Below are 25,215 nucleotides of genomic sequence, written 5' to 3' on the forward strand. Positions count from 1 at the left end.
CCTACCGGCGACTCAGCGTCGAGGAACGCCGCAGTCAGCTGCTCACCTCCGCGCTGAACCTCTTCGCCCACCACGCCCCCGAGGAGGTGTCCCTCGACGACGTGGCGGAGGCGGCCGGAGTCTCGCGCCCCCTGGTGTACCGCTACTTCCCCGGCGGCAAGCAACAGCTCTACGAGGCCGCCCTGCGCTCCGCCGCCGACGAGCTCCAGCACTGCTTCGACGAACCCCGCGAAGGCCCCCTCCTCCCCCGCCTGTCCCGCGCCCTCGACCGCTACCTCACCTTCGTCGACGAGCACGACACCGGCTTCAGCGCCCTCCTCCAGGGCGGCAGCGTCGTGGAGACGTCACGCACCACCGCCATCGTCGACGGAGTCCGCCGCGTCGCCGCCGAGCACATCCTCAACCACCTGGGCGTCACCGGCCCCGGCCCGCGCCTGCGCATGACCATCCGCATGTGGATCACCGCCGTGGAGGCGTCGTCGCTCATCTGGCTCGACGAGGACAAGCAGCCGCCCGCCGAGGAGCTCCGCGACTGGCTCGTCGAGCAGTTCGTGGCGATGCTGACGGTGACCGCCCGCCGCGACCCGCAGACCGACGCCCTGGTCCTGGCGCTCGCCGAGGATGTCTGACACTGATCCCGTGAGAAGCGAAGAGACCCCCTTCGAGGGCGGCCCCATGGACGGCAGGGTCCTGCCCGTCCTCGTCGGCATCACCGGCCACCCGCCCAAGACGTACCGCATCCCCGTCCCGGACCCCGACGGCGGACCGGACACCGTGCTGGTCTACCGCCGCGTCCCACGGGGCCCGGGCAAGGTCGGCCTGTCCAACCGCTGGAAGTACGCGTACGCCCCGGAGGGCGTCCCACCCCGCCGCCTCAACTGGCCGTGGTCGAAGCCAGACGCCACGCCGCCCGGCAAGCCGGACGACGCCGACGGGTGACCCCGTTGCGCCGAACCGCGCACACCCACCGAGCGCACCGCACGCACACGCCTGATCCTCACGATGTCCGGCGGCATCACGCCGCCCGCGCAACGGAGGTGATGACATGTCAGGAAAGCTTCTGCGTCTGGTCTGCATCGCGGCGACGGCGGCCGGAACCGTCCTGGCACCCGTCCCGGCCAGGGCAGTCCCCGAGCCGGACACGGAACAGCACGAGATGGAAGAGCGCGACATCGCCGATCTCCTGACAGACCTTCAGACGCTCTACAGGAAGGCGGAGGAGGCCACGGAGGCCTACAACGGCACCGAGGAGAAGCTGAAGAAGCAGCGCGCCGAGACCGACCGACTGGACCGCGCGCTCGCCCGCGCCCGGCTCTCCCTGCACGACAGCCGGGGCGCGGCCGGCCGACTGGCCAGGCAGCAGTACCAGAGCAGCACCGACATCTCCCCGTACGTACGTCTGCTCCTGGCCCGCGACCCACAGCACGCGATCGAGCAGGGCCATGTGATCGGCCGGCTCGCCCGGGAACGGGCCGACACCATCGGCCGGCTGACCGGCAACGAACGCAAGGCCCACGAACTGGCCCGCAAGGCCCGCACGGCCCTCGACCGGCAGCTCACCCTCACCGAGCGGCGCAAGAAGGAGCGGGACGAGGTCCGCGCCCGCCTCCACGAGGTCGAGGAACTGCTCGCCTCCCTGAGCCGCGAGCAGCTCACCGACCTGGCCGAGTTCGAAGAGAAGGGCATCGCGAAGGCGCAGAAGGAGTTCATGGCGTCCGGCGCGCTGGGCATCGAAGACGAGGACGAAGCCGACGAGGCCGAAGCGGACGAAGACACCGAAGACACCGAGGACGACGGCAAGAACGGGGCCGGCCGTGAAAGCACCACCACCCGCACCATCACCACCCGCACCACCACCCCCTCCCCCGATGGCCGCCGCGCCGTGCGCTATGCCGTGCGGCAGCTCGGCAAGCCGTACGAGTGGGGCGCGGAGGGCCCGAGGACGTACGACTGCTCGGGCCTGACCTCGCAGGCCTGGGCCGAGGCCGGGACTCCCATCCCCCGGACCAGCCAGGAGCAGTGGAAGCGGCTGGAGCGGATCCCGCTGGACGAGCTGCGCCCGGGCGACCTGGTCGTCTACTTCCCGAAGGCCACGCACGTCGCCCTGTACCTCGGGGACGGCATGGTCGTCCAGGCTCCCCGGCCGGGCGCGAAGGTGAAGGTGTCACCGATCGCGGCCAACCCGATCCTCGGTGCCGTACGACCGGACCCGGGCGGGGAGCCCCTGCGGCGCTACGAGCCGCCGAAGCTCCCCGAGGGCGCCACGGAAGGGTCGGACGAGGGCTACTAAGGACGAGAGGACTAGGCGGCGCCCGCGCCGGACACCTCGGCCAGGTAGGCCCCCGTCTTGTCCGGGTCGTAGAAGAAGTTCTCGAAGTCGGACGGGTCGTTGAAGCCGTTGGCGAAGCGGTCGGCGACCGGCTGGAGCTCACCGGCGGCGCCGATGAGGTTCAGGATGTGCTCCGGAGGCGGCGCGAGCATCGCGTTGGTCCACTTGGTGACGTGCTGGGCGGTGTTCCAGTAGCGGTCGAAGGTGGCCCGCATCCACTCCTCGTCGAACGGCTTGTCGCCGTGCTCGGTGATCGAGGCGAGGTAGGCGGCGGCGCACTTGGACGCCGAGTTGGAGCCCTGCCCGGTGATCGGGTCGTTCGCGACGACGACGTCGGCGACGCCCAGCACCAGACCGCCGCTTGGCAGACGCCCGATGGGGTTGCGGACGGTCGGGGCGTAGCGCCCGGCCAGCGTGCCGCCGGCGTCGGTCAGTTCGACCTTGGTGGCCCGCGCGTACTCCCAGGGGACGTACCGCTCCATGAGTTCCAGGGTCAGGGAGAGGTGCTCTGCGGGGTCCTTGACGCCGTGGAAGGCGTCGAGCGGGCCGCCGGGTATGCCCTCCCAGAACAGGATGTCGGCGCGGCCGGAGGTGGTCAGGGTCGGCATGACGAACAGCTCGCCGACACCCGGCACGAGGTTGCAGCGGACCGCTTCGGTGCCGGGGTGCTCAGGGCGCGGGCCCATGCCGTGGACGTACGCCACGGCCAGCGCGCGCTGTGGCTCGCTGTACGGGGAGCGCTCCGCGTCGCGGCCGAACATCTGGACCAGTTCGCCCTTGCCGGCCGCGACGAGCACCAGGTCGTAGGTGCGGGAGAAGTAGTCGAGGTCGCCGACGGCCGCGCCGTGGATGACGAGCTGTCCGCCGCGCTGGGCGAACGTCTCCATCCAGCCGGCCATCTTCACGCGCTGGTCGACGGACTGGGCGTAGCCGTCGAGCCTGCCCAGCCAGTCGATGGCGCGGGCGGCGGGGCCTTCGGCCCAGGAGCCGGGGGCGGCGACCGAGACGCCGAGTCCTTCGATCTTCGGGGCCTGGGACTCCCAGAAGTTCAGCTGGAGATCGCGCTCGTGCTGCAGGGCCGTGTGGAACATGCACTGTGTCGACATGACCCGGCCGGTGCGGATCTCGTCCGCAGTCCGGTTGGACATCAGGGTGACCTCGTAGCCCTGTGACTGGAGGCCGAGGGCGATCTGGAGCCCGGACTGACCGGCTCCGACGACGAGTATCTTCCGCATGCGGGCTGTCCTCTACTCGGGGGTTTCGTCGAGCGCGTGGCCCACGAGGGCCAGGAGGGTCTCGATCACGGAGATCCGGCGACGCGCGTCCATGATCATGACAGGTATGTGTTGCGGGATGGTCAAGGCCTCCCGCACGTCCTCCGGCTCGAACAGCTCGCTGCCGTCGAAATGGTTGACGGCGACCACGTACGGCAGTCCGGAACTCTCGAAGTAGTCCAGGACCGGGAAGCAGTCCTTCAGGCGGCGGGTGTCGGCGAGGACGACGGCGCCGATCGCCCCGCGCACGATGTCGTCCCACATGAACCAGAACCGCTGCTGGCCCGGGGTGCCGAACAGGTAGAGCACCAGGTCGTCGTCGAGGGTGATGCGCCCGAAGTCCATGGCGACGGTGGTGGTGGTCTTGCCCGGTGTGGCGGTGAGGTCGTCGGTCGCCTCGCTCGCCTCGGTCATCAGCGCCTCGGTCTGCAGGGGCGTGATCTCCGAGACGGAGGTGACCAGCGTGGTCTTGCCCACGCCGAAGCCGCCCGCCACCACTATCTTCGTGGCTATGGGGGCCCGGGTGCGGTCCGTCTCCCAGGCGTGCATGCTGTCGTCCGGATGGACGAACGGGGAGGAACCTGAGACGCCTTGAGCGGCGTCAGAGACGACGGAGTCCACTCAGCACCCTTTCCAGCAGAGCCCGGTCCGGGCGGCCCGTGCCATGGCCGGTGCCCGTTCCGTACACACGGATCTTTCCCTGGTCCGCGAGGTCGCTCAGGAGCACGCGGACCACGCCGAGCGGCATCTTCAGCAGCGCGGCGATCTCGGCCACCGTACGCATCCGGCGGCACAGTTCGACGATGGCCCGCAGCTCCGGCATCACGCGGGTGGAGAGGTGGCCGTTCGTCAGTTCCTTGCGCTCCTCCGGGGCGTCGAGCGCGGCCGTGCTCGCCACGAACGTCTCCACGAGGAGGACGTGGCCGAAGCGGGTGCGGCCGCCGGTGAGCGAGTAGGGGCGGACCCGGGCGGGTTTGCGGTCGCCGCCGCGGACCGGGAGGTGGTGCTTGGGCGTACTGCTCATCGGGCACTCCCCGTCGTCTGGGAATCCTCCAGGGATTTACGGAGCTCGCTGCGCAGTTCCGGTGTCAGGACGTGACCGGCGCGGCCGACGAACAGGGCCATGTGGTACGCCACCACGCTCATGTCGCAGTCCGCGGAGCCGTGGACGCCGAGCAGTGATCCGTCGCTGATCGACATCACGAACAGGCTGCCCTCGTCCATGGCGACCATCGTGTGCCGGACCCCGCCGAAGTCCATCAGCTTGGCGGCGCCGACGGTGAGGCTGCCGATGCCGGAGACGATGGTGGCCAGGTCGGCTGCGGAGCCGCGCGGGCCGGTGCGCCGGGTCCCGCCGGCCTGAAGGGCCTCCCTCGCCTGCTTGTTGCGGTGGTCGTCGGAGGAGAGCAGGAGCAGTCCGTCGGACGAGACGACCGCGACCGAGAGGATGCCGGGGACCTCCTCGACGAGGTTGGTCAACAGCCAGTGCAGGTTGCGGGCCTCACTGCTCAGTCCGATCAGTCCGAAGGTACTGGGAGCGGTCAACTGCTTGCCTCCTCGACTGTGCCCCCCGTGGCTTCTTCGGGTTCAGCTGGTCCTGCTGCGCCGGTGGCCGGCCGCTGGTGCGAGGCCGTCCGGTCGGCGATCTCCGCCTCCACGTCGCGGTAGCCGGCCTGCGCGCCCTGGCGGAACCCGCCGAGTCGGCGGCGCAGGGCGTCGGCGTCGACGGAGCCGCTGCGCTGGCGCGGGGCGGTGGTCGGTGCGGTGATCTTCGGAGTGCGCTTGGGGAGGCCCTTGTCGGTGACCCGGTCCTCCTCCTCGTCGGGCGCACGTTCGTGCTCGCGGCGGTCCCCCTCGCCGACGTCCAAGCCGCCCGTACGGGCCATGTCTCCGTCCGTGGACACCCCCTGTGTCCCGGCCCCGGAGCCCACGGCGCCGAACCCACCCACGCCCGAGCCCTCCGGCTGCGCCGGAATCCACAGCTCCATGGTGGTTTCCGCAGGGGACTCCAACGGGGCGGCGGCGTGCGTCGCGTGGTCGGCGGCGGCATCCGGGCCGACGGTCGCGGCCGGATCGGCGGGCGCCGCCGGACCAGCGTGCGCCGCCGGATCGACGTGCGTCGCCGGGTCGATGTGCGTCGCCGGGTCGATGTGCGTCGCCGGGTCGGCGTCAGCGGGCCCGATCGAGTCGGCGCGCGTCGCCGGGGCGGCGACGGAGGCATCGGTGTCGGCGGGCGGGGTCGGCCCGGCGGGCGTCGCCGGATCGACGTGCGTCGCCGGGGTGGCGGTGGCACCCCTGTCGGCGGGCGCGGCCGGACCAGCGGACGTTGCGGGGCCGACGGGCGTTGCCGGATCGACGTGCGTCGCCGGGGTGGCGGAGGCGCCCCTGTCGGCGGGCGCGGCCGGACCAGCGGGGCCGGCGTGCGCCGCCGGGCCGGCGTGCTGCGCACCCGTGTCGGTGTGCTCCGCTCGGGCGGCAAGGGCGTCCGTGTCGGAGGGCAGCGCCGCATCGGCCTGTGCGGCTCCGTCGGCGGGCGTCGCCGAGTCGGCGTCTCCGCCCCGGTCGGCAGACGCCGCCGGGTCGGCGGACAGCCCCTGGTCGGCAGACGGCACCGGGTCGGCAGACATCGCCCGGTCGGACGGCGCAGCCTGTTCGGTGGACGACATCGCCGCGTCGGCAGACAGCCCCTGGTCGGCAGACGGCACCGGGTCGGCAGACATCGCCCGGTCGGACGGCGCAGCCTGTTCGGTGGACGACATCGCCGCGTCGGCAGACAGCCCCTGGTCGGTGGACATCGCCTGCTCGGCCGGCGCAGCCGGACGGTCGGCGGGCGCCGCCCCCGAGGCGGCAGGCGTCCCCGAGGCGGCAGGCGTCTCCGGATCGGCCTCGGTCGGGTCCGCCGTCTCGTCCTGCCGTACCGCCACCGCCTTCTCCGCCAGGGCCACCAGCGGGTCGTCGCCGGTCGTGCGGCCGGGCAGGACGTTGGAGTTGGCCTCGGCGTCGGCGCCCGGGAAGGAGTAGGAGTGGGCCGAGCCGGCGAGGGGGCCTGAGGCCGGGACGGCGACGGGCGGGGCGGCGGCGAGCAGCGTGCGCGGCAGGACGACGACCGCCGCGACACCGCCCTGCTTCTGCTCGCGGAGCTGGACGCGCACACCGTGGCGGTGGGCGAGCCGGGCGACGACGTACAGGCCGAGGCCCAGACCGTCCTCGCCCTCCTGGTCGTAGGGCGCCTCGGGGTCGAAGTCGGTGAGGCGGGAGTTGAGGCGTTCCAGCCGGCCCTCGGTCATGCCGATGCCCTCGTCCTGGACGGAGAGCATGACCTCGCCGTTCTCCAGCAGCCAGCCGGAGATCTCGACGGGCAGGTCGGGCGGGGAGAACGAGGTGGCGTTCTCCATGAGTTCGGCCAGCAGGTGGGAGAGGTCGTCCGCGGCGAAGCCGGCGATGTGCGCGTGCGGCGGCAGCGCGGCGATCCGGACCCGCTCGTACCGCTCGATCTCGCTGACCGCGGCACGGACGACGTCCACCAGCGGCACCGGCCCGGCGGCATGCTGGACGTGCTCGGTACCGGCGAGGACCAGCAGGTTCTCGCTGTGCCGGCGCATGACCGTGGCGAAGTGGTCGAGCTTGAACAGCGTGGCGAGCCGGTCCGGGTCCTGCTCGCGCTCCTCGAGGCTCTCGATGACGGCCAGCTGCCGTTCGACGAGGCCGAGGGTGCGCAGGGCGAGGTTGACGAACGTGCCGCCGATGGCCGTGCGCAGCCGCTCCAGCTGGGCGGCGGACTCGGCGAGTTCACCGCGCAGTTCCTCGCGCGCGTCGGCCATCTTCTGGCGCTGGCCGACCAGGTGCTTGCGGTCGGACTCCAGCGTGGTGATCCGCTCGGTGAGGGCGGCGGCGTGCGCGTGCAGGGCGTTGACGGAGCGGACGGCCTGGGCGAACTCGTCGTTGCGGCCGGTGAACTTCACCGGCTCCTCGGCCGCCGGGTCCTCGGCCTCGGCGAGGCGCTTGGACCCCAGGCGCAGGACCGCGAGCGGTCGGGTGAGGCTGCGGGCCATGCCCGTGGCGACGCCGACGGCGAGCAGCATGAGGGCGCCGAGGACGGCGATGCGGATCTCCAGCGCGGTGACGTCGTCGTCGCGCAGCGCCTCGAGGTCCTTGGTGCGCCGGTCGTAGAGGGCCGACTCCACGCCGCGCATCAGGTCGACGCGGGCGGACAGGGCCGCGTCCAGCTTCTTGGGGCTGGCGGCGAGATCGTTGCGGGAGAGCGTCGGCTGGTCGGTCAGGGTGGCGAGGTACTTGTCGGCGGAGTTGACCTCGGTGCCGGTGACCGTGGAGTCGAAGGAGGCGCGGGCCGGCTTGGGCGCGGTGCCGCGGAAGTCGGCGAGCGCCGCGTCGGAGCGCAGCCTGGCCTGCTGGGCGGCGGCGCTGAGGGCGTCGCGCTGCCGGGTGTCGGCGTCCGAGGAGGTGGAGGTCTCGGTCGGCAGGCCGGTGACGGGGTCGATGACCGTCCCGGTGCTGCGCGGCACGCTGAGCGCGGCGAGCAGCAGCCCCCGGGCCGCGGCGGCCTGCTGGACGGCGGAGTCCAGTTCGGCCAGGGCGTATCCGCCCTCGCCCGCGCGCGGCGGCGTCTGCTGTGCCAGCTGCTCGGCGAGCGAGTGGAGTTCGGTGATGGCGGTGGAGTACGCCTGGTGCGCTTCGAGGGCGCTGCTCTTGCCGGTGAGCGCCGCCCGGCGCACGGCCGCTATGCCGTCGAGGTCCGAGCGGAGCGAGTCGGGCGTGTCGGTGTCGGCCCGCAGCTCCTCGACCTGCCGGTCCACGCGGGCGCTGCGCTGCTCGGAGGGCGCCTTGGACTTGGGGCGCCCGGCCGCGATGTAGGAGGTGACGTCGTCACGCTCGTCGGCGAGGGAGTGCGCGAGGGCGAGCGCGTCCTGCGTCTGCTCCGCAAGCGTCACCAGTTCCTGGGAGTCGTGGAGTTGCCCGGAGGCCGTGAGGACGGACGGCGTGCCCGCGCCGGCGATGGCCGCGGCGACCACGGCCACGGCCACGATCAGCCGGTTGCGTACATGCGTGGGGCGGCCCGTGCCGGTGGACGGCGTCGGCTCGGCTCCCTGAACGGGGGCCTTCTGCTTGCCTGTGCGACGAGGCCGCGTCTTTTGCACCGGTGCTCGCATTCCTGACTCGTGAACCCTTGGGCCCGGATGACGCTCCGTCAACTGGTGCGTACTCCCGGTACTTTCCCGACCCTCCCAGCGCCGGTGGGCAGCGCACGCGCATCACCTGACCCGCCACCCGAAGGAGTGAACCCCGGACGGGAGTTGAGGGGCAAGTTCCGCAGACCTGTGCAGCGGCCTTGCGCGGCACGCCGGTTGGACGACGGCGACGGCCGGTGGCAGTATTCGCCACCACGCCTTCCCGGAACAAATCATTCCATCCCAAACCTGGCGTCTGACCTGCGCGGCTGCGCCAGTCCGGCAACCATTGCCGGTCTTTTGCGGACGTTGTGAAGGACTCGTGCAGACTGGCTGGATGCGTACTGAACTCGCCTCGGAACCGGGAGACGCCGACCGCCCCAACGAGGACTTCGCCAGTGTCGGACTACCGGCCTCGGGACAGGGCGGTTCGGTCGTCGTCCTGGACGGGGTCACACCCCCGAGGACCGGGACGGGCTGTCTGCATTCCGTCCCCTGGTTCACGGCGCGCCTCGGTGGAGCACTGACCGAACTGACCGTTTCACTCCCGGATGTTCCCCTGGTCGACGCCTTGTCCCGCGCCATCGCGCGTACCTCCGAGGCACACGCCGCAACCTGTGACCTTTCTCACCCTCGGACGCCCCAGGCCACGGTGGTCGCGGCCCGCTGGAATCCGGACGCGGTGGAGTACCTGGTCCTGTCGGACTCGGCTCTTCTGCTGGAGTCCCCGGACGGTGTGGTGACCCCCGTCCTCGACGACCGGCTGGCCCTGCTCCCCCGCTCGGCGCTGGCGACGGACGCGCAGGTGGACGCCACGCTCCGGAACATGGAGGGCGGCTTCTTCACGGCGGCGGCCGACCCCTTGGTGGCCGCCCGGGCGGTGACCGGAACGGTGCCCCGCGGTCAGGTCCGGGCCCTGGCCGCGCTGACGGACGGCGCCACCCGCTGGGTCGAGCGGTTCGAGGAGGGTGACTGGACGGACTGCTTCCACCTGATCCGCAAGGAGGGCCCCCAGGCCCTGGTGGACCGCGTCCGGGCGCTGGAGAGGTCGGACGCCGCGGTGACCTTCCTGGGCCGGAGCAAGCGCCACGACGACGCCACGGCCGTATATGTCGAGTTCTAGGGCCTGATCGGTACGACAGACCCTGGACCCCGGACGCTCGCCCGGCCTACTTCTCCATGCCGCGGTTGAGCTGGTTCAGCAGCCGGGCCAGTTCCGTGACCTCGCGGGAGTCCCAGTCGGCCAGGCGGCCGGCGTAGCGGGCGCGGCGGGCCTCCCGGACCCGGCGGACGCGGTCGTGACCCTCCTGGGTGAGGGCGACGAGCCAGGCGCGTCCGTCGGCGGGATCGGGCTCGCGCGCGACCAGCCCGAGTTCCTCCAGGGCTCGCAGCTGGCGGGACATCGTCGCCTTGCCGACCCCGATGTAGGCGGCGAGCTCGGTGGCCCGCTGCTTCCCGCACTCGTCCAGCCGGACGAGCAGGCCGTACGCGGACGACTCCAGGTCGGGGTGGACCTCGCGGGCCATCTCGCCCTGGCTGGCCCGGGCGCGTCGCAGCAGCACGGTCAGCTCGCGCTCCAGCGCCAGGAAGGCAGGCTGGTCCACACCGCTTCCGGCCAGACCGGCGTCCCGGTGTCCGTCGTCGTTGCCGCCCTCGTGCACGTCAGCCCCTGCCTCGGTCGTCGCCCGGCCGTGAGAGTTCCGGTACCTGAATTTTCCGCCACCTGCCGTGATCACCGCAGTTCGGCAAGTATTCCGCAGGTCAGGGCATTCGTGTCCACAGGGCCACCACACGGTGAAGGCCCGGGCCTCCCTCACGAGGAACCCGGGCCTTCCCTATCCGGTCACGCCCGTCACGCCGCGACCGGAACCTCCGGCGCCGCCCCGTTGGTCGCGGGCGCGAGCGCCAGCTCCAGGACCTGGCGGACGTCGGTGACGGCGTGGACGTCGAGCTTGCCCAGCACCTCGTCCGGGACGTCGTCCAGGTCGGGCTCGTTGCGCTTGGGGATGATCACCGTGGTGACACCGGCCCGGTGCGCGGCGAGCAGCTTCTGCTTCACACCGCCGATCGGCAGGACCCGCCCGGTGAGCGAGACCTCGCCGGTCATCGCCACGTCGGTGCGGACCAGCCGGCCGGAGAGCAGGGACGCGAGGGCCGTGGTCATCGTGATGCCGGCGCTCGGGCCGTCCTTGGGGACCGCGCCCGCCGGGAAGTGGATGTGCACGCCCCGGTCCTTGAGATCGCCCACCGGCAGTTCCAGCTCGGCGCCGTGGGAGCGCAGGAAGCTCAGCGCGATCTGCGCGGACTCCTTCATCACGTCGCCCAGCTGACCGGTCAGGGTCAGCCCGGCCGCGCCCGTCTCCGGGTCGGCCAGGGACGCCTCGACGTAGAGCACGTCACCGCCCGCCCCGGTCACCGCGAGCCCGGTCGCCACGCCCGGCACGGACGTCCGCCGCTCGGCCGGGTCCTGGGCGGACTCGGGCACGTGGTGCGGTCGGCCGATCAGGTCACGCAGGTCCTCGTCCCGGACGGTGAACGGCAGCTTCCGCTCGCCCAGTTCGTGCTGGGCGGCGACCTTGCGCAGCAGCCGTGCGACGGACCGCTCCAGGGTGCGCACGCCCGCCTCGCGCGTGTACTCACCGGCGAGCTTGCGCAGCGCGCCCTCGTCGATGGTCACCTCGTCCTTGTCGAGTCCGGCCCGCTCCAGCTGGCGCGGGAGCAGGTGGTCACGGGCGATGACGACCTTCTCGTCCTCGGTGTAGCCGTCCAGGCGGACGATCTCCATCCGGTCGGCGAGTGCCTCCGGAATCGCCTCCAGGACGTTGGCGGTCGCGAGGAAGACGACGTCCGACAGGTCCAGCTCGACCTCCAGGTAGTGGTCCCGGAAGGTGTGGTTCTGCGCCGGGTCGAGCACTTCGAGGAGGGCGGCGGCCGGGTCGCCCCGGAAGTCCGAGCCCACCTTGTCGATCTCGTCGAGGAGCACGACCGGGTTCATCGACCCGGCCTCCTTGATGGCCCGCACGACCCGGCCCGGCAGCGCGCCGACGTACGTACGCCGGTGGCCGCGGATCTCGGCCTCGTCGCGGACGCCGCCGAGGGCGACGCGCACGAACTTGCGGCCCATGGCGTGCGCGACGGACTCGCCGAGGCTGGTCTTGCCGACACCGGGCGGCCCGACGAGCGCGAGCACGGCACCGCCGCGCCGCCCGCCGACCACGCCGAGGCCCCGGTCGTCCCGCCGCTTGCGCACCGCCAGGTACTCGGTGATGCGCTCCTTCACGTCCTGGAGACCGGAGTGCTCGGCGTCCAGCACGGCCTTGGCGCCCCGGATGTCGTAGGCGTCCTCGGTGCGCTCGTTCCAAGGCATCTCCAGGACCGTGTCGAGCCAGGTGCGGATCCAGGAGCCCTCGGGCGACTGGTCGGAGGACCGCTCCAGCTTGTCGACCTCCTTGAGCGCGGCCTCACGGACCTTCTCGGGCAGGTCCGCGGCCTCCACGCGGGTGCGGTAGTCGTCGGACTCCTCGCCCTCCTGCTCACCGTTGAGTTCGCGCAGCTCCTTGCGGACGGCTTCCAGCTGACGCCGCAGCAGGAACTCGCGCTGCTGCTTGTCGACGCCCTCCTGGACGTCCTTGGCGATGGACTCGGCCACGTCCTGCTCGGCGAGGTGGTCGCGCAGCTGCTGGGTGGCGAGCTTCAGCCGGGCCACCGGGTCGGCGGTCTCCAGCAGTTCGACCTTCTGGTCGGTGGTCAGGAACGGCGAGTAGCCGGAGTTGTCGGCCAGCGCCGAGACGTCGTCGATGGCCTGCACCCGGTCGACGACCTGCCAGGCGCCGCGCTTGCGCAGCCAGGCGGTGGCGAGGGCCTTGTACTCCTTGACCAGTTCGGCGAGATGACCGGGCAGCGGCTCCGGCACGGTCTCGTCGACGCTGGTGCCCTCGACCCAGAGGGCCGCGCCGGGACCGGTGGTCCCCGCTCCGATGCGCACCCGGCTCCGGCCGCGGATCAGGGCGCCCGGGTCGCCGTCGGCCAGCCGGCCGACCTGTTCGACGGTGCCGAGGACACCGGTGCCGGCGTAGGTCCCGTCGATGCGTGGCACCAGGAGTACCCGGGGCTTTCCGGGTGTTGTCCGGGCAGCGGCCTGAGCGGCCTCCACCGCGGCACGGACCTCGGAATCGCTCAGGTCCAGCGGGACCACCATGCCGGGCAGCACGACCTCGCCGTCGAGCGGCAGCACGGGCAGGGTGAGCGGTGTGGACGTCGAAGCCATGATCTCCCCTTCGGCAGTCAAGTTGAGCTATGCCGACTCAATGCTTGGACGGCGCCGGATGTTCCCCACCCGCTGTTCGCTGTCAGCGATCACTCATGACACCGGGAGCGAGAGGGCGCGTAAGGTCCTACATGTAAGAGCCACAGGAGAGCTTTAGCCATTACAGGGGGCGGCATGGACGAGACCGTGCGGGCATGGGTGAACGGGTGGGTCGTGTCACGCGGGGCCGCTCCTCCCCTGGCCGAGCCGTGGGGCTGGACCATCGACATGGGGCTGTACGGGCACGTCACGCGGCATGTGTGCGGCGCGGCCGGCGAAGGTCTCGACGAGGCGACCGTGCGCAAGGTGGCCGGGGCGGTGACCGGGCAGGGCGTATGGCTGAAGGCGTTCCGGGATCCGTCGGTGGTGGCCGGCTGGCTGGACGACGGCTGGTGGATCGACCCCGAGCCCGGCTTCCTGATGCGGGTCCCGCTGGCGCCGGACGGCGCTGCGGCCGTCCCCGAGGGCTACCGGCTGCGTGAGTGGTCGCGCGGAGGGGTGACCCGCGTGATGGTGGCCGCGCCGGACGGGTCCCTGGCGGCACGCGGCCAGATCGCCCCGACGGGCGGCACCGCCGTCGTAGACCAGGTCGAGACCGCCCCCGAACACCGACGCAGAGGTCTGGGCAGCATCGTCATGCGGACGCTGCAGGACGCCGCCGTCCGCCAGGGGGCGCGGACCGGCGTCCTGTCCGGCACCCCCGCCGGACGAGGGCTCTACGAGGCGCTGGGCTGGGAGGTGGTGGCCCTGCTGACCAGCGCGAGGTACGACCGGGCGGCCTCCGCCCGGACCTGAGGGACCCGGAGGTCAGACCCCGGCGGGGTGAAGGCGAGCCGCATACGAGCGCCGGACCACCGGCCAGGTCGCGAGCCCGATGCCCAGGGCGATGAGGTGCCCCCAGTTCGTCAACGGGTCGGTGAAGGCGAGCAGGTCCTGGATCAGCATCCACCCGAACCCGGCCAGCAGCGGCAGGCGCAGCCACAGCGGCAGCAGACCGGCCAGGGCGCCGATACCGGCGGCGACACCGAAGCTGACGCCGTAGTCGAGGCGGTGCAGGGAACTGTCGGGGAGGTGCCCGGCCAGCACCGCGAGCCCCACGGGCACCTCGGTCGCGAGGGTGGCGAGGACATGCCCGAGCAGGAAGACCCCGGCCGTGCGCAGGCCCCCGATCCGCCGTTCCAGCGCGGTCAGCACGAGCACGAAGGCGATGGCGAACGGCGAGGTCACCCCGCCCGCGACCCACAGCGCGCTGCCGATCAGCACCAGCTCCGGCGTGCGCACCAGGTGCGCCATGTCCGTGCTGGAGCCCTGGAGCAGGGCGTGCACCAGGGCCGGGTCCGCGTACGCGGCGATCAGCGAGGTGAGACAGAGGAGCGTCGCGTAGCCGAAGGTGAACGGCGTACCCGTGGGGGTGGGCAGCAGCAGCCAGGGGCGGAGCGTGTGGGAGCGGGGCGCTGCCGCCGGGGCGGGCTCCCCCCCTCCCGCGACCGCCGTCTCCCGGGGGCTCCGCTGCCGCGGCATCCCGTCGAGCAGCCCGGCCACGTCGGAGAACGGCGCGTCCGCCGGTGTGGGTGCGGCGGGCTCGGGGGGCGGCGCGGTGCGTTCCAAAACGGGCACTCCTTCCGTCATGTCCCAGCCTTCGCTCCCGACACCGCACTGTCTGTGACCTGCGCCACGTGGAAGCGGATTCACAGCAACCCGAAAACCCCGTCCCGCGTCCTGCCTCGGGCCCCGCCGAATCGACGGGCGCCCCTTGGTCCACTCCTGCCAGGATGCCCCCATGCCTAGCTCGTACGACATTCCCGAGGTCCTGGACCGTCGCGAGGGCCCGCACGGTGAGGTGGTGCTGCGGCGGCACGGCGGCCGGCTGGAGATCATCGCCAACGGCTGTTTCCTGATGGACACCTCCGACGGCCGCTCGGAGCGGCGGCTGGTCGACGCCGCGCTGGACGCCCTGGACGGCAGGGACCGCCCCCACGTCCTGATCGGCGGACTCGGCGTCGGCTTCTCCCTAGCGCACGCCGCGGCGGACCCCCGCTGGGGGCGGATCACGGTGGTGGAACGCGAGCACGCGATCGTCGAATGGCATCTCGACGGCCCGCTCTCCGCGCTCTCCGCCCCAGCCCTGGCGGATCCCCGCGCGAAAATCGTCGAGGCCGATCTCGTCGCCCACGTCAATGAGACATCCGACACGTACGACGCCCTGTGCCTCGACATCGACAACGGACCCGACTGGACCGTCACGGAGGGCAACGGAAATCTCTACGGGGAAGCCGGACTGGCAAGCTGCGCACGGGTGTTGAGACCCGGCGGGGTTCTCGCGGTCTGGTCCGCCCGGCCGTCTCCGGAATTCGAAGAAACCTTGCGGAATGCCGGGTTCCAACGGGTGCGTACCGAAGAGATCCCCGTTGCCCGGGGCGTTCCGGACGTCGTGCACCTCGGCATCCGCCCTGGATAGCAAAGGCGTACTGACTCCCCGTACGCTGCTCCTCTGACGCCGATCATTCAAGCGTCAATCGCAACCATGCGCAGGCATAGCCAGTCAGAAGGAATCACCCCACTGATTCCGGGAAAGCACACCCCAGGGGCGGGCGATGGAGCAGACACAGACCTCCCACAACGGTTCGGCGACGGCTACTCCGGGCGCACAGCGCCGGGTCCTGGTGGTCGAGGACGACGCGACGATCGTGGACGCCATCGCGACCCGCCTGCGGGCCGAGGGATTCCTCGTGCAAACGGCGGGTGACGGACCGTCCGCGGTCGACACGGCCGAGGCGTGGCAGCCCGACCTGCTGATCCTCGACATCATGCTGCCCGGCTTCGACGGCCTGGAGGTCTGCCGGCGCGTCCAGGCCGCCCGCCCCGTGCCGGTGATGATGCTCACCGCGCGCGACGACGAGACCGACATGCTGGTCGGGCTCGGCGTCGGTGCCGACGACTACATGACCAAGCCGTTCTCGATGCGGGAGCTGGCGGCGCGCGTGCACGTCCTGCTGCGCCGGGTGGAGCGGGCCGCCATCGCGGCGGCCACCCCCCGCTCCGGCATCCTGCGCCTCGGCGAGCTGGAGATCGACCACGCGCAGCGCCGGGTCCGGGTGCGCAGCGAGGACGTTCACCTGACGCCCACCGAGTTCGACCTGCTGGTGTGCCTGGCGAACACCCCGCGTGCGGTGCTCTCCCGTGAGCAGCTGCTCGCCGAGGTCTGGGACTGGGCGGACGCCTCCGGCACCCGCACGGTCGACAGCCACATCAAGGCGCTGCGCCGGAAGATCGGCGCCGAGCGGATCCGCACGGTGCACGGCGTCGGTTACGCCCTGGAGACCCCGACGCCATGAGCGGTGGGCCGGCCGGACGGAGAATCCCCGGGGAGCCGGATCCCTGGGGCGGGGTGAGCCCGTTCTCGATCAAGACCAAGCTGGGCGCGCTCGTCGTCATCTCGGTGCTGATCACCACGGGTCTGTCGGTGATCGCGGTGCACACCAAGACGGAGCTGCGCTTCATCACGGTCTTCTCGATGATCGCCACGCTTCTCATTACGCAGTTCGTGGCCCATTCACTCACCGCGCCGCTGGACGAGATGACCGCGGTGGCCCGTTCCATCTCCCAGGGCGACTACACCCGCCGCACGCGGGAGAACCGCCGGGACGAGCTGGGCGACCTGGCCGTGACGATCAACGCCATGGCCGACGAGCTGGAGGCCCAGGACAGCCAGCGCAAGGAACTCGTGGCGAATGTCTCGCACGAGCTGCGCACACCCATCGCGGGTCTGCGCGCGGTGCTGGAGAACATCGTCGACGGGGTCACGCAGGCCGACCCGGAGACGATGCGCACGGCGCTGAAGCAGACCGAGCGCCTCGGGCGGCTCGTGGAGACGCTGCTGGACCTGTCCCGCCTGGACAACGGCGTCGTACCGCTGAAGCAGCGGCGTTTCGAGGTGTGGCCGTATCTGTCCGGCGTGCTGAAGGAGGCCAACATGGTGGCCTCCGTGCGGGCGGGCATCGCGACCGGCTCGGGCAGTCACACCCGTACCGACGTCCATCTGCACCTCGACGTCCATCCGCCGGAGTTGACGGCGCACGCCGACCCGGAGCGCATCCACCAGGTCGTCGCCAATCTCATCGACAACGCGGTCAAGCACAGCCCCCCGCACGGCCGGGTGACGGTCAAGGCGCGGCGCGGCGCCCTGCCGGAGTCGCTGGAGCTGGAGGTCCTGGACGAGGGGCCCGGCATTCCGAAGTCGGAGTGGCACCGCGTCTTCGAACGGTTCAACCGCGGCAGCGCCAAGCGGCCGCAGGGGCCGGGCAGCGACGGGGGCACGGGACTCGGTCTGGCGATCGCCCGCTGGGCGGTGGACCTGCACGGCGGCCGGATCGGAGTGGCCGAATCCGAGCGGGGTTGCCGGATTCTTGTCACTCTTCCGGGACTGTCATCTCTGCCAAGTTGACGTAAAGTTCGAAGCGGAGCCACAAGATCCACGGGCGTCCGCGCTGACGGACACGTGTGATCAGGCACAGGCCCGCGCCATCGGCGCCCGGGGCCGTGCCCCGCTCTTCCCTCCTAAAGCGGAACCACGCTTGTTTCCCGCCATTTCAAGCCCCGAAACACAGTTCCAGATGTGACTTGCACGACGTTGCACGGGCCCGACCTGACCTTCCCCGTCCAGGGGGCGTAGCCTTGATTCCCGCTGTCCATCATCTTGTGAAGCGGAAGAGGGCGGTTGCCGCCGTGTCGCCACAGTCCCCCAGTAACTCGAGCATCTCGACCGACACCGACCAAGCGGGGAAGAACCCTGCCGCGTCGTTCGGTGCCAATGAGTGGCTCGTCGACGAGATCTATCAGCAGTACCTCCAGGACCCGAATTCGGTAGACCGAGCCTGGTGGGACTTCTTCGCCGACTACAAGCCAGGGGCGGCCGCCGCCTCGGCTCCGGCGGGTACCGCGGCCGCGGGGGCCGCGGGGACCACCACCGCTCAGGCGGCCGCTCCGGCCGCTCCCGCCCAGGCCCCCGCCCCGGCGGCCGAGAAGCCCGCCGCCACGCCGGCTCCCGCCCCGGCTCCGGCCCCGGCGAAGCCCGCCGCGCAGGCCCCGGCCCAGGCGCCCGCTCCGGCGCAGGCCGCCCCGGCCGCGAAGCCCGCCGCCAAGCCGGCCGCGGCCCCGAAGAAGGCCGAGCCCTCCGGTGAGGCCCCCTCGGGCCCCGAGCAGATCGTGCTGCGCGGCCCCGCCGCCGCGGTCGCGAAGAACATGAACGCCTCGCTGGAGGTGCCCACGGCCACGTCCGTGCGCGCCGTCCCGGTGAAGCTGCTCTTCGACAACCGCATCGTCATCAACAACCACCTGAAGCGCGCCCGGGGCGGGAAGATCTCCTTCACGCACCTGATCGGCTACGCGATGGTGCAGGCCATCAAGGCCATGCCGTCGATGAACTACTCCTTCGCGGAGAAGGACGGCAAGCCCACCCTGGTCAAGCCGGAGCACGTCAACTTCGGCCTCGCGATCGACCTGGTCAAGCCCAACGGCGACCGCCAGCTCGTGGTCGCGGGCATCAAGAAGGCCGAGACGCTGAACTTCTTCGAGTTCTGGCAGGCCTACGAGGACATCGTCCGCCGCGCCCGCGACGGCAAGCTGGGCATGGACGACTTCACCGGAGTGACGGTCTCCCTGACCAACCCCGGCGGCCTCGGCACCGTGCACTCCGTGCCGCGTCTGATGCCCGGCCAGTCGGTGATCATGGGCGTCGGCTCCATGGACTATCCGGCCGAGTTCCAGGGCACCTCCCAGGACACGCTGAACAAGCTCGGCATCTCGAAGGTCATGACGCTCACGTCGACCTACGACCACCGGGTCATCCAGGGCGCCGCCTCCGGCGAGTTCCTGCGGATCGTCGCGAACCTCCTCCTCGGTGAGAACGGCTTCTACGACGACGTCTTCGAGGCGCTGCGCATCCCCTACGAGCCGGTCCGCTGGCTCAAGGACATCGACGCCAGCCACGACGACGACGTCACGAAGGCCGCCCGCGTCTTCGAGCTGATCCACTCCTACCGGGTCCGCGGCCACGTCATGGCCGACACCGACCCGCTGGAGTACCAGCAGCGCAAGCACCCCGACCTGGACATCACCGAGCACGGCCTCACGCTCTGGGACCTTGAGCGCGAGTTCGCCGTCGGCGGCTTCGCCGGCAAGTCGATGATGAAGCTGCGCGACATCCTCGGCGTCCTGCGCGACTCGTACTGCCGCACCACCGGCATCGAGTTCATGCACATCCAGGACCCCAAGCAGCGCAAGTGGATCCAGGACCGCGTGGAGCGCCCGCACACCAAGCCGGAGCGCGAGGAGCAGCTGCGCATCCTGCGCCGGCTGAACGCGGCGGAGGCCTTCGAGACCTTCCTGCAGACGAAGTACGTCGGCCAGAAGCGCTTCTCCCTGGAGGGCGGCGAGTCCGTCATCCCGCTGCTGGACGCGGTGCTGGACTCGGCCGCCGAGTCCCGCCTGGACGAGGTCGTCATCGGCATGGCCCACCGCGGCCGCCTGAACGTCCTCGCCAACATCGTCGGCAAGTCGTACGCGCAGATCTTCCGCGAGTTCGAGGGCAACCTCGACCCGAAGTCGATGCACGGCTCCGGCGACGTGAAGTACCACCTGGGCGCCGAGGGCACCTTCACCGGTCTGGACGGCGAGCAGATCGCGGTCTCCCTGGTCGCGAACCCCTCGCACCTGGAGGCGGTGGACCCGGTCCTGGAGGGCGTCTCGCGCGCCAAGCAGGACATCATCAACAAGGGCGGCACGGACTTCACGGTCCTGCCGGTGGCGATCCACGGCGACGCGGCCTTCGCGGGCCAGGGCGTGGTGGCCGAGACCCTGAACATGTCGCAGCTGCGCGGCTACCGCACCGGCGGCACGGTCCACATCGTCATCAACAACCAGGTCGGCTTCACCGCGGCCCCCGAGTCCTCGCGTTCCTCCATGTACGCCACCGACGTGGCCCGCATGATCGAGGCCCCGATCTTCCACGTGAACGGCGACGACCCGGAGGCCGTGGTCCGCGTCGCGCGGCTCGCCTTCGAGTTCCGCCAGGCGTTCAACAAGGATGTGGTGATCGACCTCATCTGCTACCGCCGCCGCGGTCACAACGAGTCGGACAACCCGGCCTTCACCCAGCCGCTGATGTACGACCTGATCGACAAGAAGCGCTCGGTGCGCAAGCTCTACACCGAGTCCCTCATCGGTCGCGGCGACATCACCCTGGAAGAGGCCGAGCAGGCGCTGCAGGACTACCAGGGTCAGCTGGAGAAGGTCTTCACGGAGGTCCGTGAGGCCACGTCCCAGCCGGGCACGGTCGAGTCCACGGACCCGCAGGCCGAGTTCCCGGTCGCCGTGAACACCGCGGTGACCACGGAGGTCGTCAAGCGGATCGCCGAGTCCCAGGTCAACATCCCCGACCACATCACCGTCCACCCGCGTCTGCTGCCGCAGCTGCAGCGCCGGGCGTCGATGGTCGAGGACGGCACGATCGACTGGGGCATGGGCGAGACCCTCGCGATCGGCTCCCTCCTCCTGGAGGGCGTCCCGGTCCGCCTGGCCGGCCAGGACTCGCAGCGCGGTACGTTCGGCCAGCGCCACGCGGTCATCATCGACCGCAGCACCGGCGAGGAGTACACGCCGCTGCAGTACCTCTCCGAGGACCAGGCGCGGCTCAACGTCTACAACTCCCTCCTCTCCGAGTACGCGGCGATGGGCTTCGAGTACGGCTACTCGCTGGCCCGCCCCGAGGCGCTCGTGATGTGGGAGGCGCAGTTCGGCGACTTCGTCAACGGCGCGCAGACGGTCGTGGACGAGTTCATCTCGTCGGCCGAGCAGAAGTGGGCGCAGACCTCCGGTGTCGTCCTGCTCCTGCCGCACGGCTACGAGGGCCAGGGCCCGGACCACTCCTCGGCCCGCCCGGAGCGCTTCCTCCAGATGTGCGCGCAGAACAACATGACGGTCGCCATGCCGACGTCGCCGTCGAACTACTTCCACCTCCTGCGGTGGCAGGTGCACAACCCGCACCACAAGCCGCTCGTGGTCTTCACGCCGAAGTCGATGCTGCGCCTGAAGGCGGCGGCGGCGAAGGCGGAGGAGTTCACGACGGGCCAGTTCCAGCCGGTCATCGGCGACACGTCGGTGGACGCGGCCGCGGTCAAGAAGGTCGTTTTCTGCGCCGGCAAGGTCTACTACGACCTCGAGGCCGAGCGTCAGAAGCGCGGGGCCACGGACACGGCGATCATCCGCATCGAGCGCCTGTACCCGCTGCCGGGCACCGAGCTCCAGGCGGAGATCAAGAAGTACCCGAACGCCGAGAAGTACCTGTGGGCCCAGGAGGAGCCGGCGAACCAGGGTGCCTGGCCGTTCATCGCGCTCAACCTGATCGACCACCTGGACCTGGCGGTCGGCGCGGACGTCCCGCACGGCGAGCGACTGCGGCGCATCTCCCGCCCGCACGGCTCGTCCCCGGCGGTGGGTTCCGCGAAGCGTCACCAGGCGGAGCAGGAGCAGCTGGTGCGTGAGGTGTTCGAGGCGTAGTCGCCCTCGCGCGTCCCTGCGGTGCCGGGCCGCACCCCCGCTTCGGGGGTGCGGCCCGGCCGTTTGCGCGCACTTATCCTTGTGGGCATGTACTTCACGGACCGTGGCATCGAGGAACTGGAGAAGCGGCGCGGCGAGGAGGAAGTCACCTTCGAGTGGCTCGCCGAGCAGCTGCGGACGTTCGTCGATCTCAATCCCGACTTCGAGGTACCGGTGGAGCGGCTGGCCACGTGGCTGGCACGGCTGGACGACGAGGACGACGAGTAGGAGACGCGTCGGCGCCGGTTGTCCGACGCACCGGACGTGCCGGACGTGCCGGTGGCTGAGCGGGGCAGTCGCGGGGGCGTGTTCCTTGCGCGTGCGTCAGTCGCGGGGGCGTGTTCCTCGCGGGCGTGTCAGTGGCAGGCGTCCTTTGGCGGGGCGGGTCTCTCGCGGGGGCCCGTTGGTCGCGGGGGCGTGTCGATCGCCGGGACGCGTCAGGCGCCGCGGCGCGTCAGCCGCCGGGACTCCTCAGTCCCGGGGGTGTGTGAGGGCGTAGGTCAGGCCCAGTGCGCCGTGCGCCAGGAGCAGGGCTCCGGCCGTGGCCCAGCCGCCACCCCGACGCCGCAGGCCCCGCACCAGCAGCGGCAGGCCTGCCGCCACCTGCGCCAGGGCCAGGGCCCGGGCCCGGGGGCCGCCCGTCCAGGGCATCCAGGGGCCGAGCCGGCTGTGGTCCACGGTGTCACGTTCCGCGACCGCGTCACGCCAGCCCGGCCACTCGACGGGCAAGCTGTCGGGCCGTCCGGCGGCGGCCTCCAGGAGGCGGTCGGCGGGTTCGCCCGGGGCGAGTTCGGCGGGCAGGGCGACGCCCATGCCCGCGAGGACGGCGAGCAGGCCGCGCAGACGGGCGCCGGCGTCGACGCCCGAGTCGGGTGTGGCCAGCTGTTCGAGGGCCTGCACATCCAGGACGGGGTCGAGGCCCAGACGGGCGGCGAACGCGCGCATCGCCTCACCCTCCCCGACCGGGACGCCGCTCGCGAGCCACACGAAACCGACCGGACGGCGGAAGCCGGACGCGAAGATGAATCCCGCGTGGTCGGGGTCCCACCACAGGGCCAGGACGGGCCAGGGCGCGCCGACGGCGAGGGCCGTGGTCCAGCCCGTGACCACCCGGTCGACGGGCTCGGCACCGTCCCGCCAGGGCCTGCCCTCGGGGACGAGAACACTCCATTCGTCGCCCGCGCGCGTGAGCCGCATCGGTTCGCGCAGTAGGTGGGCGACGGGAGCGACGGACGCGGGCGCCGCCCGGCACAGCAGCAGCGCCCCAGAGACGGGACCGGTGCGGGCAGCTTCCGTCGGCATGCTCACACGCTAGGGCGAATCACCCGATTCTGAGTACTTTTGTCCACCCTCTCATCCCCAGAACGGGTGTCTTGACTTTCCCGGACCGCGATATATCGTGAATACGAGAGGACGCGATATGGCGCGTCGAAGCGGGGAGGTCTGCACCATGTCCGAGTGGTCCGTCACGGAACCGAGCAAGCTCACCTTCGACGAGCCCGTGAGCGATCTGCATGTCCGCCTGGTCAACGGAACGGTGAACGTGGTGGGCACCGACGAAGGTTCCGCCCGCCTGGAGATCTCCGAGATCGAGGGCCCACCCCTGATGGTGACCCAGCAGGACGGCGTCCTGACGGTGGCCTACGAGGACCTGCCCTGGAAGGGCTTCCTCAAGTGGCTGGACCGCAAGGGCTGGCGCCGCAGCGCGGTCGTCTCCCTGGCCGTCCCGGCCTGCACCCGCGTGGAGGTGGGGGTGGTCGGCGCGGCCGCCGTGGTCTCCGGAATTCAGGGCCCGTCGGTGGTGAAGGGCGTCACCGGCGACACGACGCTCGTGGGCCTCTCCGGCCCGGTCCGCGCCGACACGGTCTCCGGCAGCCTGGAGGCCCAGGACGTGACCGGCGACCTGCGGTTCAACTCCGTCTCCGGCGACCTCACGGTGGTCGAGGGCTCCGGGCCGTCCGTGCGGGCGGAGTCGGTCAGCGGCTCGATGATCGTCGACCTCGACCCGAACGGCCCGACGGACGTCCGGCTGACCAGCGTCTCGGGTGAGATCGCGATCCGGCTGCCGTACCCGGCGGACGCGGAGGTCGAGGCGAACACGGCGAGCGGCTCCGTCTCCAATGCCTTCGACGGCCTGCGGGTGCACGGCCAGTGGGGCGCCCACAAGATCACGGGCCGCCTCGGCGCGGGCACCGGCAAGCTGCGCGCCACCACCGTCTCCGGCTCGATCGCCCTGCTGCGCCGGCCCGCCGAGGAGGACGACCCCGACGGGTGGGAGGACATCCCGCCCACCACCGGCGGCGCGTCGGCAGCCCCGGGGAGCGGCACCCAGGACGGCTCGGGAGACAATTCCGTCTCCGGCCCGGGCGATGACCCCACCACCGCCTCGGCCGACGGCACGACCGACAAGAAGGTGCTCTGACATGCCCCCCGTCTTCGCCCACGGCCGCCTCCGCCTCTACCTGCTGAAGCTCCTGGACGAGGCCCCCCGCCACGGCTACGAGGTGATCCGCCTCCTCGAAGAGCGCTTCCAGGGGCTGTACGCACCATCGGCGGGCACCGTCTACCCGCGCCTGGCCAAGCTGGAGGCCGAGGGCCTGGTCACCCACACCACGGAGGGCGGCCGCAAGGTCTACTCGATCACGGACGCGGGCCGCGCCGAGCTGGCCGACCGCAGTGGCGAGCTGGCCGACCTGGAGCTGGAGATCCGGGAGTCGGTCGCGGAATTGGCCGCGGAGATCCAGGCCGACGTGCGCGGAGCCGCCGGCGACCTGCGCCGCGAGATGCGCGCCGCGGCGACCGAGGCCCGCCGGGACACCGGCACCAGGGCCGACGGCACGACAGACACCCCCTACGGCGACTTCTCGCAGTACGGCGACAAGGAGGCCTGGCGCATCGCCAAGGAGGAGATGCGCCGCGCCCGGCAGGAATGGAAGGAGCAGGCCCGGCGCGCCAAGGACGAGAGCCGCCGCGCCCGTGAGGACGCCCAGCGCGCCCGCCGCCAGGCGAAGGAGGCCCAGGAGCAGGCCCGGGTCCAGGCCCAGGAGCAGGTGCAGCGCATCACCCGCCGCGTCCAGGAGCAGGTGCAGGACCACTTCGCCCGCGGCGACTGGCCGACGGGCCTGCGCGAGGGCTTGAGCGAACTGGTCAAGGAGGTGGGTGAGTTCGGAAAGGACTACGGCAAGGACCTCGGCAAGGACCTCGGCTTCGACTGGACCGGCACCGGCAGGCCCGCTCCCGAGCCGGCTCCCTCAGAGTCCCCGGAGGGCTTCCCAGCCGCCTACGAACCGGCCTGGGCGCACGAGGACACCGCAGACGCCACCGGCGACCCCGCCCGCGACCTGGACCGTCTGCTCGACCGCTTCCGGGACGACATCCGCGACGCGGCCCGCGACCACGGCGTCACCCCCGACCAACTGCGCGACGCCCGCCGCCACCTGTCGACGGCGGCGGCCCACATAGGAGCACTGCTGCGCACGCAGAAGAAGTAGACGCCCACCCGGGACCCCGGCCCTGCCCGTCACC

General features: G+C 71.5%; 21 protein-coding genes. 12 read left to right on the forward strand and 9 right to left on the reverse strand.

The features are described 5' to 3' along the window. The 3 genes from K4G64_RS26995 to K4G64_RS27005 all read left to right on the forward strand — a co-directional run. Positions 1-629: TetR/AcrR family transcriptional regulator (locus tag K4G64_RS26995; RefSeq protein ID WP_221758594.1), on the forward strand; the 629-nt coding region annotated here is incomplete at its 5' end. Positions 630-639: 10 nt separating this feature from the next. Next, positions 640-939, forward strand: coding sequence for a hypothetical protein (locus K4G64_RS27000; RefSeq protein WP_221758595.1), 300 nt, complete (start codon positions 640-642; stop codon positions 937-939). Positions 940-1,045: 106 nt separating this feature from the next. Then, positions 1,046-2,290, forward strand: a complete 1,245-nt coding sequence (locus K4G64_RS27005) for an NlpC/P60 family protein (RefSeq protein WP_221758596.1) — start codon at positions 1,046-1,048, stop codon at positions 2,288-2,290. Positions 2,291-2,301: 11 nt separating this feature from the next. Here K4G64_RS27005 and K4G64_RS27010 read toward each other — a convergent pair whose 3' ends face one another. The 5 genes from K4G64_RS27010 to K4G64_RS27030 are packed head-to-tail and all read right to left on the reverse strand — an operon-like array spanning position 2,302 to position 8,759. Beyond that, positions 2,302-3,564, reverse strand: a complete 1,263-nt coding sequence (locus K4G64_RS27010) for a styrene monooxygenase/indole monooxygenase family protein (protein ID WP_221758597.1) — start codon at positions 3,562-3,564, stop codon at positions 2,302-2,304. 12 nt (positions 3,565-3,576) lie between these two features. After that, the gene (locus K4G64_RS27015; protein ID WP_221758598.1) at positions 3,577-4,224 is read right to left on the reverse strand and encodes an ATP/GTP-binding protein; all 648 of its coding nucleotides are present in this window, start codon (positions 4,222-4,224) and stop codon (positions 3,577-3,579) included. Beyond that, positions 4,205-4,627 carry a DUF742 domain-containing protein gene (locus K4G64_RS27020; protein ID WP_031110388.1) on the reverse strand — a complete coding sequence of 141 codons (423 nt, stop codon included), beginning with the start codon at positions 4,625-4,627 and terminating at the stop codon, positions 4,205-4,207. Before K4G64_RS27020 ends, K4G64_RS27015 begins: the two co-directional genes overlap by 20 nt. Continuing rightward, the gene (locus K4G64_RS27025; protein WP_221758599.1) at positions 4,624-5,148 is read right to left on the reverse strand and encodes a roadblock/LC7 domain-containing protein; all 525 of its coding nucleotides are present in this window, start codon (positions 5,146-5,148) and stop codon (positions 4,624-4,626) included. Before K4G64_RS27025 ends, K4G64_RS27020 begins: the two co-directional genes overlap by 4 nt. After that, on the reverse strand, positions 5,145-8,759 hold the full coding sequence (locus tag K4G64_RS27030; RefSeq protein WP_221758600.1) for a nitrate- and nitrite sensing domain-containing protein: 3,615 nt from the start codon (positions 8,757-8,759) through the stop codon (positions 5,145-5,147). The genes K4G64_RS27025 and K4G64_RS27030 overlap by 4 nt, the downstream gene beginning before the upstream one ends. A 367-nt stretch (positions 8,760-9,126) precedes the next feature. Between K4G64_RS27030 and K4G64_RS27035 the strand changes: the two genes are divergently transcribed. After that, positions 9,127-9,912, forward strand: a complete 786-nt coding sequence (locus K4G64_RS27035) for a protein phosphatase 2C domain-containing protein (RefSeq protein ID WP_221758601.1) — start codon at positions 9,127-9,129, stop codon at positions 9,910-9,912. A 46-nt stretch (positions 9,913-9,958) separates the two neighbouring features. Here K4G64_RS27035 and K4G64_RS27040 read toward each other — a convergent pair whose 3' ends face one another. Together K4G64_RS27040 and lon are read right to left on the reverse strand one after the other, a co-directional pair. Then, positions 9,959-10,450, reverse strand: coding sequence for a MarR family transcriptional regulator (locus K4G64_RS27040; RefSeq protein ID WP_221758602.1), 492 nt, complete (start codon positions 10,448-10,450; stop codon positions 9,959-9,961). Between the two features lie 191 nt (positions 10,451-10,641). Next, positions 10,642-13,056, reverse strand: a complete 2,415-nt coding sequence (lon, locus tag K4G64_RS27045; RefSeq protein ID WP_221758603.1) for an endopeptidase La — start codon at positions 13,054-13,056, stop codon at positions 10,642-10,644. A 174-nt stretch (positions 13,057-13,230) separates the two neighbouring features. On the opposite strand from lon, the gene K4G64_RS27050 reads away from it, so the two are divergent. Beyond that, on the forward strand, positions 13,231-13,890 hold the full coding sequence (locus tag K4G64_RS27050; RefSeq protein WP_221758604.1) for a GNAT family N-acetyltransferase: 660 nt from the start codon (positions 13,231-13,233) through the stop codon (positions 13,888-13,890). A 12-nt stretch (positions 13,891-13,902) separates the two neighbouring features. Here K4G64_RS27050 and K4G64_RS27055 read toward each other — a convergent pair whose 3' ends face one another. Further along, positions 13,903-14,703: a rhomboid-like protein gene (locus K4G64_RS27055; protein WP_221758605.1), complete on the reverse strand. Its 801-nt coding sequence runs from the start codon at positions 14,701-14,703 to the stop codon at positions 13,903-13,905. 172 nt (positions 14,704-14,875) lie between these two features. Here K4G64_RS27055 and K4G64_RS27060 point away from each other — a divergent pair, with 172 nt between their 5' ends. From K4G64_RS27060 to K4G64_RS27080, 5 genes are all read left to right on the forward strand, one after another. Then, positions 14,876-15,553, forward strand: coding sequence for a spermidine synthase (locus K4G64_RS27060; protein ID WP_221758606.1), 678 nt, complete (start codon positions 14,876-14,878; stop codon positions 15,551-15,553). A 136-nt stretch (positions 15,554-15,689) separates the two neighbouring features. After that, entirely contained in the window at positions 15,690-16,430 is a 741-nt protein-coding gene (locus K4G64_RS27065) for a response regulator transcription factor (RefSeq protein WP_221758607.1), read from the forward strand. After that, positions 16,427-17,539, forward strand: coding sequence for a HAMP domain-containing sensor histidine kinase (locus K4G64_RS27070; RefSeq protein WP_142159625.1), 1,113 nt, complete (start codon positions 16,427-16,429; stop codon positions 17,537-17,539). The genes K4G64_RS27065 and K4G64_RS27070 overlap by 4 nt, the downstream gene beginning before the upstream one ends. 281 nt (positions 17,540-17,820) lie before the next feature. After that, positions 17,821-21,651 carry a multifunctional oxoglutarate decarboxylase/oxoglutarate dehydrogenase thiamine pyrophosphate-binding subunit/dihydrolipoyllysine-residue succinyltransferase subunit gene (locus K4G64_RS27075; RefSeq protein WP_221758608.1) on the forward strand — a complete coding sequence of 1,277 codons (3,831 nt, stop codon included), beginning with the start codon at positions 17,821-17,823 and terminating at the stop codon, positions 21,649-21,651. Positions 21,652-21,738: 87 nt separating this feature from the next. Next, the gene (locus tag K4G64_RS27080) at positions 21,739-21,918 is read left to right on the forward strand and encodes a DUF6104 family protein (protein ID WP_003992906.1); all 180 of its coding nucleotides are present in this window, start codon (positions 21,739-21,741) and stop codon (positions 21,916-21,918) included. A 243-nt stretch (positions 21,919-22,161) separates the two neighbouring features. Here the strand turns inward: K4G64_RS27080 and K4G64_RS27085 are convergent, their stop codons facing one another. Further along, positions 22,162-22,992 (reverse strand): hypothetical protein, encoded by an 831-nt coding sequence (locus K4G64_RS27085; protein ID WP_221758609.1) that lies wholly within the window; start codon positions 22,990-22,992, stop codon positions 22,162-22,164. 148 nt (positions 22,993-23,140) lie between these two features. On the opposite strand from K4G64_RS27085, the gene K4G64_RS27090 reads away from it, so the two are divergent. After that, positions 23,141-24,112: a DUF4097 family beta strand repeat-containing protein gene (locus tag K4G64_RS27090; RefSeq protein ID WP_221758610.1), complete on the forward strand. Its 972-nt coding sequence runs from the start codon at positions 23,141-23,143 to the stop codon at positions 24,110-24,112. Position 24,113: 1 nt separating this feature from the next. Next, positions 24,114-25,181, forward strand: coding sequence for a helix-turn-helix transcriptional regulator (locus K4G64_RS27095; protein ID WP_221758611.1), 1,068 nt, complete (start codon positions 24,114-24,116; stop codon positions 25,179-25,181). Positions 25,182-25,215 lie beyond the last annotated feature (34 nt).

The sequence above is a fragment of the Streptomyces sp. WAC04114 genome, from assembly GCF_019733245.1.
In the GTDB taxonomy this organism is placed as follows: domain Bacteria; phylum Actinomycetota; class Actinomycetes; order Streptomycetales; family Streptomycetaceae; genus Streptomyces; species Streptomyces massasporeus_A.